The sequence below is a fragment of the Stenotrophomonas maltophilia group sp. RNC7 genome, assembly GCF_030910085.1.
GTDB classification, from domain to species: Bacteria; Pseudomonadota; Gammaproteobacteria; order Xanthomonadales; family Xanthomonadaceae; genus Stenotrophomonas; species Stenotrophomonas sepilia.
Genome location: NZ_JAVFVN010000867.1, coordinates 153,128 through 168,498, shown reverse-complemented (window position 1 = coordinate 168,498; position 15,371 = coordinate 153,128). Strand labels below are relative to the sequence as shown.

Annotated in this window: 15 protein-coding genes; 7 read left to right on the top strand and 8 right to left on the bottom strand. The window is 67.5% G+C overall.

Annotated elements, in window-relative coordinates:
• Nucleotides 1-40: 40 nt before the first annotated feature.
• Nucleotides 41-1,051 (bottom strand): N-acetylornithine carbamoyltransferase, encoded by a 1,011-nt coding sequence (locus RCF13_RS21405; protein ID WP_134969077.1) that lies wholly within the window; start codon nt 1,049-1,051, stop codon nt 41-43.
• A gap of 318 nt (nt 1,052-1,369) precedes the next feature.
• Entirely contained in the window at nt 1,370-1,933 is a 564-nt protein-coding gene (locus RCF13_RS21400; protein ID WP_134969080.1) for a hypothetical protein, read from the bottom strand.
• A 188-nt stretch (nt 1,934-2,121) separates the two neighbouring features.
• On the opposite strand from RCF13_RS21400, the gene cysS reads away from it, so the two are divergent.
• Genes cysS through RCF13_RS21385 form a run of 3 tightly spaced genes read left to right on the top strand, consistent with a single transcriptional unit; the run spans nt 2,122 to nt 5,248 of the window.
• Nucleotides 2,122-3,498 carry a cysteine--tRNA ligase gene (gene cysS / locus RCF13_RS21395; protein ID WP_061478044.1) on the top strand — a complete coding sequence of 459 codons (1,377 nt, stop codon included), beginning with the start codon at nt 2,122-2,124 and terminating at the stop codon, nt 3,496-3,498.
• A gap of 53 nt (nt 3,499-3,551) precedes the next feature.
• On the top strand, nt 3,552-4,004 hold the full coding sequence (locus tag RCF13_RS21390) for a SufE family protein (protein ID WP_134969301.1): 453 nt from the start codon (nt 3,552-3,554) through the stop codon (nt 4,002-4,004).
• On the top strand, nt 4,001-5,248 hold the full coding sequence (locus RCF13_RS21385; RefSeq protein ID WP_072168398.1) for an MFS transporter: 1,248 nt from the start codon (nt 4,001-4,003) through the stop codon (nt 5,246-5,248). The genes RCF13_RS21390 and RCF13_RS21385 overlap by 4 nt, the downstream gene beginning before the upstream one ends.
• 591 nt (nt 5,249-5,839) lie before the next feature.
• On the opposite strand, the gene dksA is transcribed toward RCF13_RS21385, so the two are convergent.
• Nucleotides 5,840-7,066, bottom strand: coding sequence for an RNA polymerase-binding protein DksA (gene dksA / locus RCF13_RS21380; protein ID WP_134969302.1), 1,227 nt, complete (start codon nt 7,064-7,066; stop codon nt 5,840-5,842).
• 272 nt (nt 7,067-7,338) lie between these two features.
• Between dksA and yidD the strand changes: the two genes are divergently transcribed.
• The 3 genes from yidD to RCF13_RS21365 are packed head-to-tail and all read left to right on the top strand — an operon-like array spanning nt 7,339 to nt 9,789.
• Nucleotides 7,339-7,593 (top strand): membrane protein insertion efficiency factor YidD, encoded by a 255-nt coding sequence (gene yidD, locus RCF13_RS21375; protein WP_014037867.1) that lies wholly within the window; start codon nt 7,339-7,341, stop codon nt 7,591-7,593.
• A gap of 1 nt (nt 7,594) precedes the next feature.
• Entirely contained in the window at nt 7,595-8,941 is a 1,347-nt protein-coding gene (locus RCF13_RS21370) for a dihydroorotase (RefSeq protein ID WP_061478048.1), read from the top strand.
• Nucleotides 8,941-9,789: a M23 family metallopeptidase gene (locus RCF13_RS21365; RefSeq protein WP_069139799.1), complete on the top strand. Its 849-nt coding sequence runs from the start codon at nt 8,941-8,943 to the stop codon at nt 9,787-9,789. Before RCF13_RS21370 ends, RCF13_RS21365 begins: the two co-directional genes overlap by 1 nt.
• A 155-nt stretch (nt 9,790-9,944) precedes the next feature.
• Here RCF13_RS21365 and RCF13_RS21360 read toward each other — a convergent pair whose 3' ends face one another.
• The 5 genes from RCF13_RS21360 to efp form a co-directional block, all read right to left on the bottom strand.
• Nucleotides 9,945-10,649 carry a squalene/phytoene synthase family protein gene (locus RCF13_RS21360; RefSeq protein WP_061478050.1) on the bottom strand — a complete coding sequence of 235 codons (705 nt, stop codon included), beginning with the start codon at nt 10,647-10,649 and terminating at the stop codon, nt 9,945-9,947.
• 11 nt (nt 10,650-10,660) lie between these two features.
• On the bottom strand, nt 10,661-11,356 hold the full coding sequence (locus RCF13_RS21355; protein ID WP_061478051.1) for a phosphoglycolate phosphatase: 696 nt from the start codon (nt 11,354-11,356) through the stop codon (nt 10,661-10,663).
• The gene (gene ubiG / locus RCF13_RS21350; RefSeq protein ID WP_061478052.1) at nt 11,353-12,069 is read right to left on the bottom strand and encodes a bifunctional 2-polyprenyl-6-hydroxyphenol methylase/3-demethylubiquinol 3-O-methyltransferase UbiG; all 717 of its coding nucleotides are present in this window, start codon (nt 12,067-12,069) and stop codon (nt 11,353-11,355) included. Before ubiG ends, RCF13_RS21355 begins: the two co-directional genes overlap by 4 nt.
• A 24-nt stretch (nt 12,070-12,093) precedes the next feature.
• Entirely contained in the window at nt 12,094-13,437 is a 1,344-nt protein-coding gene (locus tag RCF13_RS21345) for a TRZ/ATZ family hydrolase (RefSeq protein ID WP_099487291.1), read from the bottom strand.
• Between the two features lie 168 nt (nt 13,438-13,605).
• A complete protein-coding gene (gene efp, locus RCF13_RS21340) occupies nt 13,606-14,172 on the bottom strand; it encodes an elongation factor P (RefSeq protein WP_005410381.1) in 567 nt (188 codons plus the stop codon).
• Nucleotides 14,173-14,292: 120 nt separating this feature from the next.
• Between efp and epmB the strand changes: the two genes are divergently transcribed.
• Nucleotides 14,293-15,309: an EF-P beta-lysylation protein EpmB gene (gene epmB / locus RCF13_RS21335; RefSeq protein ID WP_231352213.1), complete on the top strand. Its 1,017-nt coding sequence runs from the start codon at nt 14,293-14,295 to the stop codon at nt 15,307-15,309.
• Nucleotides 15,310-15,371: the final 62 nt, after the last annotated feature.

The following is a 15,371-nucleotide window of genomic DNA, read 5'->3' as shown; positions in this document are numbered from 1 at the left end:
GCCGGGCCGTGCCCGGCAGAAATGATTGAATCGGAAAAAATCAGCGCCCGGCAACGGCGGCCATGATCGCCTTCTGCACGTGCAGGCGGTTCTCGGCTTCGTTGATGGCGATGCACTGCGGCGAATCCATCACCGCATCGGTGGCTTTCACGTTGCGGCGCAGCGGCAGGCAGTGGCTGAACACCCCGTTATTGGTCAGCGCCATCTTCCGCTCGTCCACGATGAAGTGCTTGAACTGGTCGCGGATCGGCTTTTCCGGTTCCCAGTTGCCGAAGAACGGCAGCGCACCCCAGCTCTTGGCGTAGACCACGTCGGCGCCGGCGTAGGCGCTGTCGATGTCATGGCTGATCTTCAGCGAACCGCCGCTCTCGGCCACGTTCTGCTCGGCCCAGCCCATGTAGCGCTCGTCGAGGACGTAGTCGGCGGTCGGGCACAGCAGGGTCACGTCCATGCCCATGCGGGTGGCGATGGTCAGCGCCGAGTTGGCCACGGCGGTGTTCAGCGGCTTGGGGTGGTAGGTCCAGGTCAGCACGTACTTCTTGCCGCGCAGGTCCTGGGTGCCGAAGTGCTCCTGCAGCGCCATGATGTGGGCCAGCTCCTGGCACGGATGGGTGATGGTCTCCATGTTGATGACCGGCACCGGCGAGTACTTGGCGAAGCTGTTGAGGACGATGTCCTGGCGGTCGTAGGCCCAGTCGATGAACTTGGGGAACGCGCGCACGGCGATGATGTCGCAGTAACGGCCCAGCACCTTGGCCACCTCAGCGATGTGCTCTTCGGTATCGCCGTCCATCACCGTGCCGAGGTTGAACTCGATCGGCCACGCATCCTTGCCCGGCTGCAGCACCACCGCGTGGGCACCGAGCTGGAATGCGCCCAGTTCGAAGCTGGTGCGGGTACGCATGGACGGGTTGAAGAACACCAGCGCGATCGACTTGCCCTTGAGCTGGTCGCCGAGCTTGTTGCGCTTGAACAGCGCGGCCTGGGTCAGCAGCGCGTCGAGATCGCTGCGGCTCCAGTCCTGGGTGTTCAGGAAGTGCTTGGGGGACATCATCTTTCCTTGCGTGGCGGCGCCGGGTTCGACGCGGTGGAAGGGAAAACAGGAAGCAAAGGTGAAACGAAAAGGTTGCAGTTGCAGCTTTCAGAACGCGGAAACGAAAAAACCCAGCCGGCGGGCTGGGTTTTTTTCGGACGAACAGCAAAAAGCTCCGGTTACCCAGCGAGAATGTGGGGTTCCGGTCGACGCGCACGCGAGGTCATGCCCGACGCCTGTCGGGCTGCGCTGCTGTCGTGCTGGAAGTCGGTGAGCTTCATGGCCGAATATCTTTGCATGCGGCCGTGACCGGCGCAAGGGGCCGGGGTCGCAGAATCAGGGATTGCCGGCGGCGCCCTGCTCCGGACCCACCCAGGGGGTGATCGACACCCGGATCTTGAGCCGGTTGCCCGGGTCTTCCGGCAGCCGCGACCGATACTTGGTGCCCTTGTAGACGTAATCCACGTCGTAGGCGATGGGCCGGCGGAATTCACGCCCCACCGGAACGATGCGGCAGTCGCGGGTCAGCATCGGACCGGTGTTGGCAGGCGCCGGGGCCGGCGTTTCGGGGCCGGCCTCTTCGGAGGGCTCCTCGTCGCTGCGCTTGAACATCGAGCGCACCGAATCCCAGAAGCGGCTGATCCGGCCCTTGTCCTCGACCGGCTCCTCGCCGGTCACGTTCACCGGGGCCAGCGTCCGTGTCGACACCGGCTCGCAGTGCTCCTCGGTGCGGGTCGCGCGCAGGGTCTGGAACACCGGCTCGACGTTCAGCACCTGGGCGTAGTCGAACTTCACGTTCTCCACGATCACCACCCGGTTGCGGGGCTCGGCCTCCTGGGCCAGCACCACGGCGGGCAGCGCCGACAGGCAGGCCAGGGTCAGCAACGCGGTGGATTTCATTGGCGACGGGAGCAAGGACACGGCAATAGTGTAGGCAGTGGCGAGCGCAAGGGGCTGAACATTACCCGTCCACGCCGCTCCTGCCCACCCCACCCTGGACGGACCCGGCGTCCACCGGTGGCAGCCAGTGCCCCCAAAGGGGGCCGACACGTTCTAAAATCACAGGCTTGTCCCCCAGCCACAGCCCCATGACCCTGCGCCTGCACAACAACCTGACTCGCCAGCTCGAACCGTTCACTCCGCTCGACCCGGCCTGTCCGACCCTGTATGTGTGCGGCCCCACGGTCTACAACTACGTGCACATCGGCAACGCCCGTGGCCCGGTGGTGTTCGGGGTGCTGGCCGATCTGCTGCGGCGCCGTTTCGGCGCGCTGCGCTACGCCCGCAACATCACCGACGTGGACGACAAGATCAACACCGCCGCGCGCGAGCAGGGCGTGCCGATCAGCACCATCACCGGCAAGTTCGCCGCCGCCTACCGTGAAGACATGGCCGCGCTGGGCGTGGTGCCGCCGGACATCGAGCCGGAGGTGACCGCGCACATGCCGCAGATCATCACCATGATCGAGCAGCTGATCGCCAATGGTCATGCCTACGCCGCCGAGGGTCACGTACTGTTCGCGGTGGCCAGCTTCGACGGCTACGGCAAGCTCTCGCGCCGTGACCCGGAAGAAATGCTGGCCGGTGCCCGTGTCGACGTGGCCCCGTACAAGCGCGACCCGGGTGATTTCGTGCTGTGGAAGCCGTCCAGCGACGACCTGCCCGGCTGGGAATCGCCGTGGGGCCGGGGTCGTCCGGGCTGGCATATCGAATGCTCGGCGATGGCCGCAGCCCACCTGGGCGAGACCATCGACATCCACGCCGGCGGCGTCGACCTGCAGTTCCCGCACCACGAGAACGAGATCGCGCAGAGCGAATGCGCCCACGGCGGCAAGATCTTCGCCCGCTTCTGGCTGCACAACGGCATGCTCAACTTCGGCGGCGCCAAGATGAGCAAGTCGCTGGGCAACATCGAGCGCGTACACGACCTGGTCCGCCAGCATCCGCCGGAGGCGCTGCGCCTGGCCCTGCTGTCGGCCCACTACCGGCAGCCGCTGGACTGGTCTGATGCGCTGATCGAACAATCGGTGCGCACCCTGGACCGCCTATACGGCACCCTGCGCGAGCTGGCGTCGATCGAGGCCACGGCAGTGATCCCCGCCAGCGTCGAAGCGACCCTGGACGACGATCTCAACACACCCCAGGCGCTGGCCGAAGTGGCCCGCATCGCCGCCGACGCGCGTCGTGCCACCGACCCGGCCGAACAGGCGCGCCTGAAGGGCGAACTGCTCGGTGCGGGCCTGGTGCTGGGCCTGCTGCAGGCCGACCCGGCGCAGTGGTTCGGCACCGCAGCGGGCGACGAGGACGACGATGCCCGCGTCCAGGGCCTGATCGACGAGCGCGCCGCGGCCAAGAAGGCACGCGACTTCGCCCGTGCCGACGCCATCCGCGACCAGCTGGCCGCCGAAGGCATCGTGCTGGATGACACCCCGCAGGGCGTTCGCTGGTCGCGCAAGCGCAGCTGACCTGCCCTGCCCCGTGGCCGGTCCGCCGGCCACGCCCCACCGTAGAGACTGTTGTGACCGACTCCCCGTTCCCGCTTGAACCCACCGCCGCCGAGGCCCAGGCCGCCATCGCCGAGGAATTCGGCTTCTTCGGCGACTGGTCCGAGCGCTACCAGTACCTGATCGACCTCGGCCGCAAGCTGCCGCCCTTCCCGGAAGAATGGAAGACCGAAGAGCATCGCCTGCTCGGCTGCCAGTCGATGGTCTGGATCGTGCCCGAGGGCAACGCGCAGTCGCTGTGCTTCCATGCCATCAGCGATTCGGCGATTGTCTCCGGCCTGATCTTCCTGGCGCTGCGCGTGTACTCCGGGCGCTCGGCGCAGGAGATCCTGGACACCGAGCCGAGCTACATCCAGGACATCGGCCTGGCCCGCCACCTCTCGCCCACCCGCAGCAATGGGGTGGCGGCGATGCTGGCCTTCATCCGTGAGACGGCGCAGGCGCAGCTGCAGCGCGACCCGCCGTGAGCGAACCCGCCACAGCCGAAGACAGTGCACTGGGCCTGCTGTCCCGCCCCGGTTTCGCCAGGCTGCTGGCCTACCGCATCTTCGCGATGCTGTCCTACCAGGTGGTCGCGGTCACTGTCGGCTGGCACATCTACGAAGTCACCCGCAATCCGTTCTCGCTGGGCCTGATCGGCCTGGCCGAGGTCGTGCCGTTCTTCTGCGTGGCTCCGTTCGCCGGTTACCTGGTGGATCACCTGCCTCGCCGTCGGCTGGGCATGGTCGCCTGTTGCGGGCTGATCGCCACTGCACTGGTGTTGACCAGCGTAGCCATGGGCTGGCTGCCGATTGACGGCGTGTGGCCGATCTATGCGGCCATCGCGCTGACCGGCATGGTCCGCGCCTTCCTGTCGCCGATCTACAACGCCTTGTTCGCCCGCGTGCTGGCCCGTGACCAGTTTGCCCGTGGCGCCGGCCTGGGCGCGGTGGTGTTCCAGGCCGGCATGATCGCCGGCCCGGCACTGGGTGGCGTGCTGGTCGGCTTCGGTGGCAAGGGTCTGTCCTACGCGGTGGCTACGGCCTTTGCGCTGGTGGCGATGGCCTGCCTGGCCACATTGAAGGTGGAAGAACCGGTGCATACCGGTCCGGCCGCACCGATCTTCAAGAGCATCGCCGAAGGCGCGCGCTTCGTGGTCGGCAACCGGATCATGGTCGGCGCGATGGCGCTGGACATGTTCTCGGTGCTGCTGGGCGGCGTGGTAGCGATGCTGCCGGCGTTCCTGCACGAGATCCTGCACCACGGCCCGGAAGGCCTGGGCATCCTGCGCGCGATGCCGGCGCTGGGCTCGGTGTGCGTGGGCCTGTGGCTGGCGCGCCACCCGCTGCAGCGCAATGCCGGCCGCGTCCTGCTGTTCGCGGTGGCCGGCTTCGGCCTGTGCGTGATCAGCTTCGGGTTGTCGCAGCATTTCTGGCTGTCGGCGCTGATCCTGCTGTTCTACGGCGCGTTCGATGGCGTCTCGGTGGTGATCCGCTCGACCATCCTGCAGTTGGCTACGCCGGAAGAAATGCGCGGTCGCGTATCGTCGATCAACGGCATCTTCATCAGTTCGTCCAACGAGCTGGGCGCGTTCTATGCCGGCACGATGGCGAAGCTGCTCGGCCTGGTGCCGGCGGTGGTGCTGGGCGGATTCGCGGTGCTGAGCGTGGCCGGGATCACCGCGTGGAAGAACCCGACATTGCGGAAATTGAATCTTCGCGACCTGCAGTGAACCTGTAGAGCCGAGCCCATGCTCGGCTGCGTATTTCCGTGCGCCCACGCAGCGGTTGCGCCGGGCCGCGCCCGGCGGGCTTCTTCCGCGACCGCGGCGGGGTGTACCTTTCTTTGCTCGTGCAAAGAAAGTAACCAAAGAAACGCTCCGCCATCCGCGAGCCGGCGCTGCGCGCCGGTGCCCTGTGCTCCTCGGTGAATCAGGGGACGGCGCCGAACTCGCTGCGCTCAAACAGCGGCGCCTCTTCGCCCCTGACTCCCCTGCGGTGCTCGGCTCGCTACAAGGCGGACCCAACAGCCGCGAGCGCACGCATGACCGCTCCTGTCGGCCTGAGCCGAGCGTGGGCTCGGCTCTACATCGGCCGCGCACGCAGGAAACCGTCGAGAGCCTGCGGGTGGGTCCGGGCAGGACCGTCCGCGGCATGGATGCCGCGGCCGAGCTTACAGGGATGTACTTGCAGCGTGTCCTGCCCGGACCCACCCGCAGGCTCACGCCGATACCCGCAAGGCGCCGCTCTACGCAACCAACACGAACCCAACAAAAAACCCGGCCGAAGCCGGGTTTTTCGCATGACCAGACAACGAACTGGAATCAGTCGCCCTGCTGCTTCTGCAGGTGCTCCCAACGCTCCTGGGCGTCGATGGTGCGCTCTGCGGTGAGGCGCGCTTCCAGGCGCTCCAGGCCGATTTCTTCGCCGGTGTCGACGCAGTAGCCGTAGTCGCCTGCTTCCAGGCGCTTCAGGGTGCTGTCGATCTTGCCGATCAGCTTGCGGTAGCGGTCGCGGGTACGCAGTTCCAGCGAGTTCTCGGTCTCGCGGGTCGCACGCTCGGCTTCGTCGCCGATGTCACGCACTTCCTCGCGCAGGTTCTCGATGGTCTGCTTGGACTCTTCCACCAGGTCCGCGCGCCAGTTCTGCAGGCGCTGGCGGAAATACTCCTGCTGCAGCGGGCTCATGTATTCCTCTTCCGAGGACGGCTTGTAGCCAGCCGGTAGGATCGGGCGGCCAGTGGCCTCGTCGGTCTTGTACTCGACCACCTTGTACTTGCTGCGCGGGGCCGGTGCTGCCGAGCGGGCGGCGACGGCCACGGCAACCTTGCCGACAGGGCGCGACGCGGTCTTCGGGGCGGAATCGGATTTCACGGCGGTTTTGGCAGGCGATTTCGAAACGGGCACGGGATTCTTGGATTGCGGGGCCTTCGAAGCGACAGGAGCGGCGGCCGGGGCCGGCGTTGAGGCCGGTTGGGCTGCCGCCACTGCCACGGTCTTGGCCGGGACAGGCTTGGCCGGAGCCGGCTTGGCAGCAGGCTTCGGTGCGGACTTCACTACTGGGGCCGGGGTCGGCTTTACGGCCGGCGCGGCAACGTTCTTGGCAACCTTCTTTACAGCGGCAGGCGTGGCGGCCGGTTTAGCCGCAGCGACCTTCTTTGCTACGGGCTTGGCGACCGGCTTGGCTGCAGCCTTCTTCACCACCGCCTTCGGCGCCGGTTTGGCGGCTGCCTTCTTGACCACCGGCTTGGCGGCGGCCTTCTTCACCGGCGCGACCTTGCTGACGGTCTTCTTCACCGGCGCCTTCTTGCTGGCGGCGGCTGGCTTGGCCTTGGCGGGCGCAGCGGCCTTCTTCGCCACCGGCTTGGTTGCCTTGACCGGCGTTTTCTTTGCGGTGGCCTTCCTGGCCGCCGGTTGCGAGGACGCTGCCTTGGTCGCCGGCTTGCTGGCCGGCTTCTTGGCAACGGGCTTTGCCGCCAACTTCTTCACAACAGGCTTGGCGGTTTTCTTGGCGGCCGTTGCGGCCTTCTTTGCAGTTTTTTTAGCAGCCACGAAACGCTCTTCCTTGGATTTCCCGGGGCCCGGGAAAGCGGGCCTTTATAGCCTACCCGACCCGCAGCAGCAACCTTGGCACCCTGCTCCATTCAGTCCTGGAGCCAAGGCGCCCTGGAGGGCAGTCCGACGAACACGGACCGCCTTGCGCGGTACGGAACCTGGCCAGCACCCGACGGTGCTGGTACCGGTCGCAGGCCATCGGCGACATGCGACCAACGCCCCATCCTGCACAAATGCGTCCTTCATGCCAACTGGCATAAGATGACTGGGTGATCTCGCGCCTGCTCATTGCCCTGCTGCGCTTCTACAAGCGCTTCATCAGCCCCCTGCTGGGGCCGCGCTGCCGTTTCGTGCCGAGCTGTTCTGAATACGCGATGGACGCCATCTCGCGGCACGGCCCGCTGCGCGGCAGCTGGTTGGCTGCGCGCCGGCTGGGCCGCTGCCACCCGTTCCATCCCGGCGGCTTCGATCCCGTGCCCGAGTCCCCCAACGCCCCCTCTTGCCGTTGCACAGGAAAACACTGACATGTCCTCCACCCTCATCACCAACGCCCGCATGGTCAACGAAGGCCGCACCTTCGATGGTGACCTGCGCATCGAGAACGGCCGCATCGCGCAGATCGGCAGTGGGCTGGCGCCGCGCGACGGCGAGCAGGTGGTGGACGCGGCCGGGCGCTGGCTGCTGCCCGGCATGATCGATGACCAGGTGCACTTCCGCGAACCGGGCCTGACCCACAAGGGCGACATCGCCAGCGAATCGGCGGCCGCCGTGGCCGGTGGCCTGACCAGCTTCATGGACATGCCCAACACCAACCCGCCGACGCTGGATTCAACCATCCTGGAAGCCAAGTACGAGCTCGCGCGCGGCCGCGCCTGGGCCAACTACGGTTTCTACCACGGTGCCAGCAATGACAACCTGGACGCGATCCGTGCCCTGGACCCGAAGAAGGCCCCGGGCGTGAAGGTGTTCATGGGTGCTTCGACCGGCAACATGCTGGTCGACAACCCGGAAACGCTGGACGCGATCTTCCGCGAATGCCCGACCCCGATCATCACGCACTGCGAAGACACGCCGATGATCGATGCCAACCTCAAGGCCTTCCAGGAAAAGTACGGCGATGCGCTGACCCCGGACATGCACCCGGACATCCGTTCGCGCGAAGCCTGCATCAAGTCGACCCGCCTGGCAATGTCGCTGGCACGCAAGCACGGCACCCGCCTGCACGTACTGCACATCTCCACCGCCGATGAGCTGGCGCTGTTCGAGAAGGGCCCGCTGATCCGCGCCGATGGCAGCCGCAAGCAGATCACCGCCGAAACCTGCGTGCACTTCCTGCACTTCGCGCGCCCGGACTACGCGACCAAGGGCAACCTGATCAAGTGCAACCCGGCGATCAAGGAAGTGTCCGACCGCGAGGCAATCACCGCTGCCTTGGCCGATGACGTGCTGGACGTGCTGGCCACCGACCACGCGCCGCACACCTGGGAAGAGAAGCAGAAGCCCTACGCGCAGGCGCCGTCGGGCCTGCCGCTGGTGCAGTACGCGCTGGTGGCCGCGCTGGAGCGGGTGCACGAAGGCAAGCTGACCCGCGAGCAGGTGGTGCAGAAATTCGCACATGCGCCGGCGCAGCTGTTCGACGTGGAAGAACGCGGCTTCCTGCGCGAAGGCTACTTTGCCGACCTGGTGCTGGTGGAGGACGTGCCGTTCACCGTCAAGCGCGAGGACGTGCTGTCCAAGTGCGGCTGGTCGCCGTTCGAAGGCACCACTTTCCGCTCGCGCATCGCCTCCACCTGGGTCAACGGCCAGCTGGTGTGGGACGGCAGCAAGCTGGTGGGTGAGCCCGCCGGCCAGCGCATGACCTACGACCGCTGATGCGTTCGGCACTGATGATCGGGGCGCTGCTGCTGGCCGCGCCCCTGTTTTCCTCTTCCCCTGCGCAGGCGCAGGATGGCATCGGCAGCCTGATCGACAGCCGCGTGGTGTTCCCGGCCAGTGCCTCGCAGGGCGCGCTGGTGATCGGCAAGGTGCCCGCAGGCAGTCGTGTGCAGTACGCCGGCCGCCAGCTGCGGGTGAGCGGCTACGGCAGCGTGGTGTTCGGCATCGGCCGCGACGAGAAGGGTCCGCTGCGCGTACAGGTGCAGCGCCCCGATGGTAGCAGCGAGACAGCCACCATTGCGGTAACGCCGCGCGACTGGCCCACCGAGCGGGTGAACGGCGTGCCGCCGAAGACGGTCAACCCGCCGCCGGCGATTGCCGAGCGGATCAAGCGCGAACAGGCGCAGGTGACCGCCGCACGTGCCCGCGATGACGACCGCACCGACTTCACCCAGACCTTCATCTGGCCGGTACAGGGCCGCATCAGCGGCCGCTTCGGCAATGCGCGCGTCTACAACGGGCAGCCGGGGGCCGGCCATTCCGGCATGGACATCGCGGTGCCGACCGGCACCCCGGTGAAGGCGCCGGCGGCCGGCATCGTGACCTTCGCTGGGCCGGACCTGTACCTGACCGGTGGCACGCTGCTGCTCGACCACGGCTTCGGGGTCAGTTCCAATTTCCTGCACCTTTCGCGCATCGACGTAAAAGTTGGCGACCGTGTGGAGCAGGGCCAGGTGATCGCTGCCGTCGGCGCCACCGGCCGTGCCACCGGCCCGCACCTGCACTGGGGCATGAACTGGTTCGACACCCGCATCGATCCGTTGCTGGTGCTGGAGCGGAAGTAACGCCCATCGCCCGGTGCGGTGGTGAGCCGCTGTTGTAGAGCCGAGCCCACGCTCGGCTGTCGCGCAGAGATGAGCCGAGCATGGGCTCGGCTGTACAGACAGCATTCAATCAACCGCGCGAGGTAGCGCCGGGCCATGCCCGGCGGAGCGCGGGATCAACCGCGCGCTGCCCACCACACGCGCAGCAACGTGCGCACCGGGGTGGCTTCGATTGGCTTGCCTGCGGCCTGCGCGGCAACGCGGGCGCGCGCCAGGCTCGACCACACGCGCCGCGGGCGCGGGCCCGGCACGCGGCTGCCCCATCCTTTCAGCAGGTACTGGGCCCAGCGCTGCGCGGCCGTGCTGGAATCCTCATCCAACAGGCTGCGCGGCACACCGGCTACGCCGGCATCCTGCAGGCGCTGGGCCAGCGTCTGCAGCTGCACCGCACGACCGGCGCCGGTGCGCGGCTTGTCGGCAAACAAGGCCGCTTCCACTGCGGCCACGGCCTCGGCGTAATTGGCCAGCGCACGCTCGGCACCGGCTGCATCCAACGCAACGGTACGCGCTTCAACGAGGTCCGGCAGCGCTTCGGCCAGTTGCACCCACGGCGCACGCACCGGCTCCAGCAGACGGCCCAGTGGATGGCGCGAACGATGCCCTGCCCAGCTGCGCAGTTCCTCTCCCCACCACGCCAGCTTGGCATCGGCCGGCAGCGGATCGCCGCTGGTGTTGAGCATGTCGTCAAACTCCTGCAGCAGTGCAAACCACGCCACTGCGAGCTCGCGTTGCGGTTCGGCCACGAACGGAGCGGCCACCGACCATTCCGGCCAACGGCTGCGCCACTTGTCGAGGAAACTGTCCAGCGCGGTACTGCTCACTACGGGATTCCTTACGGCTGGGCCGGGGCTGCCGGCCGGGTCGGCCAGAGACTGGCCAGTTGCAGAAGTTCAGCGTTCTCGACCAGCACATCGGCCTGCCAGGCCAGCGGATCGTCGCTGTGCAGGCGGTAGCCCCACAGCGCCGCCACCGACGGCATCGCGGCAGCACGTGCAGCGATGATGTCGCGCTCGTCATCACCCACGTACACGCAGTCTTCGGCGGCCATGCCAATGGCCTGCGCAGCGTGCAGCAATGGAAGCGGGTGCGGCTTGCGCTCGGCCAGGCTGTCACCGCCGACCAGCACCGCGCAGCGCTGCTGCCAACCATGCTGCGGCAGGATCAGGCGCGCCAGGTACTCCGGCTTGTTGGTGACGATGCCCCATACCGTACCGGCCTCATCCAGCGCGGCGAGCATGCCGGCCACGCCGTCGAACAGCACCGCGTGCTGGCCGATCAGCGCTTCGTAGCGCTGCAGGAATTCCGGGATCAATGCATCGCGCGCAGCGGCATCCAGGTCCGGGAAAGCGGTCCCGACCATCGCGCGCGAGCCCTTGGAGACCACCGGCCGCAGCTGCGCCGGATCGATCGCTGCCCGGCCCCGCTCGGCCAGCATCGCATTGCAGGTGGCGACGAAGTCCGGCGCGCTGTCCAGCAACGTGCCATCCAGGTCGAACAGCACCGCACGCGGGAAGCGGGCGGAGGTCATGCCGGCTTGACCGCGTAGGCCAGGTAGTTGATGTCGGTGCGGCTGCTCAGGCGGGCATGGTTGCGCCACGGCTCGTAGGCCATGCCGCTGACATCCACCAGCTGCAGGTCGGCCTCGCGCAGCCAGCGCGCCAGCTCGGCCGGCTTGATGAATTCCTGGTAGTGGTGGGTACCCCTGGGCAGCAGCCGCGCCACGTACTCGGCGCCGACAATCGCCACCGCGAAGGCGGCCGCGGTGCGGTTGATCGTCGACAGGAACAGGTGGCCGCCCGGCTTCAGCAGGCGCTTGCAGGCGTCGATGATCGCGCCCGGGTCTGGCACGTGCTCCAGCATTTCCATGCAGGTGACCACATCGAAACTGCCCGGCTGCTCGGCGGCCAGATCCTCGGCGGCCTGCACGCGGTAGTCGACCTTGGCGCCGCTTTCCAGCGCATGCAGGCGCGCGACCTTCACCAGTTCCGGGGCCAGGTCGATGGCGGTGACGTCGGCGCCGGCCTGCGCCAGTGCTTCGCTCAGCAGCCCGCCACCGCAGCCGATGTCGAGCACGCGCGCGCCACGCAACGGCACGCGGTCGGTCACGTACTTCAGGCGCACCGGGTTCAGCGCATGCAGCGGCTTCTGCGGGCCGTCAGCGTCCCACCAGCGGTTGGCCAGCGCGGCGAACTTGTCCAGCTCGGCCTGATCGAAATTGGAGGAAGCGTGAGGGGCAGTCATGAGGGGTCCTTGCGGCGCCAGGGATCAGGCGCGGATATGACGGATGCGCTCGCGCCACTGGCGCGCGTTGGCGATGATGCCCGGCAGGTCCATGCCGACCAGCTCGCGCTGCACCAGCTTCGGCTTGCCGGCGATCCAGACGTCGCTGACCTGCTGGCGGCCGGTGGCATACACCAGCTGCGACAGCACGTTGTGCAGCGGCTGGGTTTCCAGCGCCGACAGGTCGACACAGACCAGGTCGGCCTGCTTGCCGATTTCGATCGAACCGATACGGTCACCGAAGCCCAGCGCGCGTGCGCCGCCCAGCGTGGACGCGCGCAGCGTGGTCGCAGCGTCGAGCGCGGTGGCATCATCGGCCACGGCCTTGGCCAGGATCGCTGCGGTACGGTTCTCGCTGAACATGTCCAGGTCGTTGTTGCTGGCGCAGCCATCGGTGCCGATCGCCAGGTTCACGCCGGCGCGCTGCAGGGCGCAGGCCGGGCAGAAACCGGAGGCCAGCTTCAGGTTCGATTCCGGGCAGTGCACCACGCTGACGCCGCGTTCGGCGCACAGGTGGATTTCCGCATCGGTCAGCTGGGTCATGTGCACCGCGATCAGGCGGTCGTTGACCAGGCCGAGCCGATCCAGCCGCGCCAGCGGGCGCTGGCCGTGCAGCTTGATCGAATCGTTGATCTCCTGCGCGGTCTCGTGGGTATGCAGGTGCACCTGCATGTCGAGCTGGTCGGACAGCATCCGCACCCGCTCGAAGTTGGCATCGTTGACCGTGTACGGCGCATGCGGCGCGAACGCGGTCCCGATCAGCGGATCGGTGCGCCACTGGTCGTGCAGTTCACCAGCCTTGGCGAAGTATTCGTCGTCGGTCCTGGCCCAGGCGGTGGGGAAATCGATGATGACCGCGCCAACCAGTGCGCGGAAACCGTGCTTCTTGTAGACCGCAGCCTGCACGTCGCCGAAGAAGTAGTTCTCGTTGGCGCAGGTGGTGCCGCCGCGCAGCATCTCGGCGATGGCCAGGGTGGTGCCGTCGGCGACGAACTCAGGACCAATCACCGCCGCTTCCACCGGCCAGATGTGCTGCTGCAGCCAGGTCATCAGCGGCAGGTCGTCGGCGACGCCGCGCAGCAGGGTCATCGGGTTGTGCGTGTGCGCGTTGACCAGGCCCGGCATCAGCGCCGACTCGGGGCGGCTGACCACCTGCGCGGCACGGAAGCGTGCGCGCGCCTCGGCACGCGGCAGGATGGCCACGATCTCGCTGCCACGCACGGCAACGGCATGGTCTTCCAGCACCACCGCATGCGGCTCGATCGGAACGACATGACCGGCTTCGATGAGCAGGTCGCAGGCTTCGGGGAGGTGCGGGCTATCGCTCATGCGGGCTCACTGGCTATTGGAGAAGGGCCTGGCGGGAGGCGGTAGCGCCGGGCCATGCCCGGCGGCTGTCCGCTGCGGCGCCATGGGCGCCAGCAACGGGTCCGGGCGGTGCCCGGAAAGCCGAGCGCGGGCTCGGCTCTACAGTGAGGTCGGCCAACCGCCGGAACCTTATTTGACGCGTGCGGAGTATTCGCCCGAACGGGTGTCGACACGGATCACTTCGTCCTGGTTGACGAACAGCGGCACGCGGACCACGGCACCGGTTTCCAGGGTGGCCGGCTTGCCGCCGCCGCCCGAGGTGTCGCCACGGACGCCCGGATCGGTTTCGGTGATCTTCAGTTCGACGAAGTTCGGCGGCTGAACGAAGATCGGCTCGCCATTCCACAGGGTGACCACGCAGGACTCTTCGCCCTTCAGCCACTTCTCGGCGCCGCCCATGCCGGCCTTGGTGGCCTGGACCTGCTCGAAGGACTCCGGATCCATGAAGTGCCAGTATTCGCCGTCGCTGTACATGAAGTTCATGTCGGTATCGACGACGTCGGCTGCATCCAGAGAGTCGGTCGACTTCATGGTCACTTCCTGGGTACGCCCGTCCTTGATCAGGCGGTACTTCACGCGGGTGAAGGCCTGGCCCTTGCCCGGCTTGACGTATTCGGTGTCGATGATGACGGCCGGTTGGTTGTTGACCAGGATCTTCATCCCGTTCTTGACGTCGTTCATGCCGTAGCTGGCCATGCGTAAACTCCTGAGTGGCAGAAACGCCGCGGGTGCGGCGAGCCGTTAGAATGGAAAGCCCACCGGATGCCGGTGGGCGACTGTTTTTCTGCCCCCATGATAACCGCAGGCCCCCTCTCCATGCAGCTTTCCGCCTTCCCCCGGCCCCAGTCGCCAGGCGCGCCCGCGCGCTGGCAGCAGCTCTGGCGCCAGGCGCTGCGCGACCCGCACGCCCTGCTGGCCCGGCTGCAGCTGGACCCGGCGGCGCTGGGTGTCTCGGAGGCGGCCATGAACCAGTTCGCATTGCGCGTGCCCGAGGGCTTCGTGGCCCGCATGCGCGTGGGCGATGCGGCCGACCCGCTGCTGCGCCAGGTGCTGCCGATCGGCGAGGAAATGCGCCCGGCGCCCGGGTTCAGCTTCGACGCGGTGGGCGATGGTGCCGCCAGGAAGGCTACCGGGGTGATCCAGAAGTACCGTGGCCGTGCTCTGCTGGTCGCCACCGGCAGCTGCGCGATCAACTGCCGCTACTGCTTCCGCCGCCACTTCGACTATGCCGCGGAAAACGCTGCCAAGGGCGGCTGGCAGGAGGCCGTAGCCGCCATCGCGGCCGACCCGGACATCGACGAGGTGATCCTGTCCGGCGGTGACCCGTTGTCACTGGCCACGCACAAGCTGGTCGAGCTGACCGACGCCCTGCGCGCGATTCCGCATATCCGCCGCCTGCGCATCCATACCCGGCTGCCGATCGTGCTGCCGGAACGCGTGGACGATGAACTGGTGTGCTGGCTGGGCAGCCTGCCATGGCCGCTGGCGATCGTGGTCCACGCCAATCACGCCAATGAATTCGACGCCAGCGTGGACGCGGCGATGGCCCGCCTGCGCGGCGTCGGCGCCCAGCTGCTGAACCAGGCGGTACTGCTGCGCGGGGTCAACGACAGCGTGCAGGCCCTTCAGGACCTGAGCGAGCGCAGCTTCGCCGCCGGCGTGCTGCCCTACTACCTGCACCAGCTGGACCGGGTCGAAGGCGTGGCCCACTTCGAAGTGGACGATGCCCAGGCCAAGGCGCTGATTGCCGGCCTGACCGCACGCCTGTCCGGTTATCTGATTCCCAAGCTGGTGCGCGAGCTGCCGGGCGACCCGAGCAAGCGCCCGCTGTAATCCGGGGGCGGGGTCAGATCCCTTTTCCTGCGGAAAAGGGATCTGACCCCAGGACAACGGCA

Coding starts and splice junctions, on each gene's coding strand:
- RCF13_RS21405 (WP_134969077.1), bottom strand. CDS start 1,051: ATGTCCCCCAAGCACTTCCTGAACACCCAGGACTGGAGCCGCAGCGAT.
- RCF13_RS21400 (WP_134969080.1), bottom strand. CDS start 1,933: ATGAAATCCACCGCGTTGCTGACCCTGGCCTGCCTGTCGGCGCTGCCC.
- cysS (WP_061478044.1), top strand. CDS start 2,122: ATGACCCTGCGCCTGCACAACAACCTGACTCGCCAGCTCGAACCGTTC.
- RCF13_RS21370 (WP_061478048.1), top strand. CDS start 7,595: ATGTCCTCCACCCTCATCACCAACGCCCGCATGGTCAACGAAGGCCGC.
- RCF13_RS21365 (WP_069139799.1), top strand. CDS start 8,941: ATGCGTTCGGCACTGATGATCGGGGCGCTGCTGCTGGCCGCGCCCCTG.
- RCF13_RS21355 (WP_061478051.1), bottom strand. CDS start 11,356: ATGACCTCCGCCCGCTTCCCGCGTGCGGTGCTGTTCGACCTGGATGGC.
- ubiG (WP_061478052.1), bottom strand. CDS start 12,069: ATGACTGCCCCTCACGCTTCCTCCAATTTCGATCAGGCCGAGCTGGAC.
- RCF13_RS21345 (WP_099487291.1), bottom strand. CDS start 13,437: ATGAGCGATAGCCCGCACCTCCCCGAAGCCTGCGACCTGCTCATCGAA.
- efp (WP_005410381.1), bottom strand. CDS start 14,172: ATGGCCAGCTACGGCATGAACGACGTCAAGAACGGGATGAAGATCCTG.
- epmB (WP_231352213.1), top strand. CDS start 14,293: ATGCAGCTTTCCGCCTTCCCCCGGCCCCAGTCGCCAGGCGCGCCCGCG.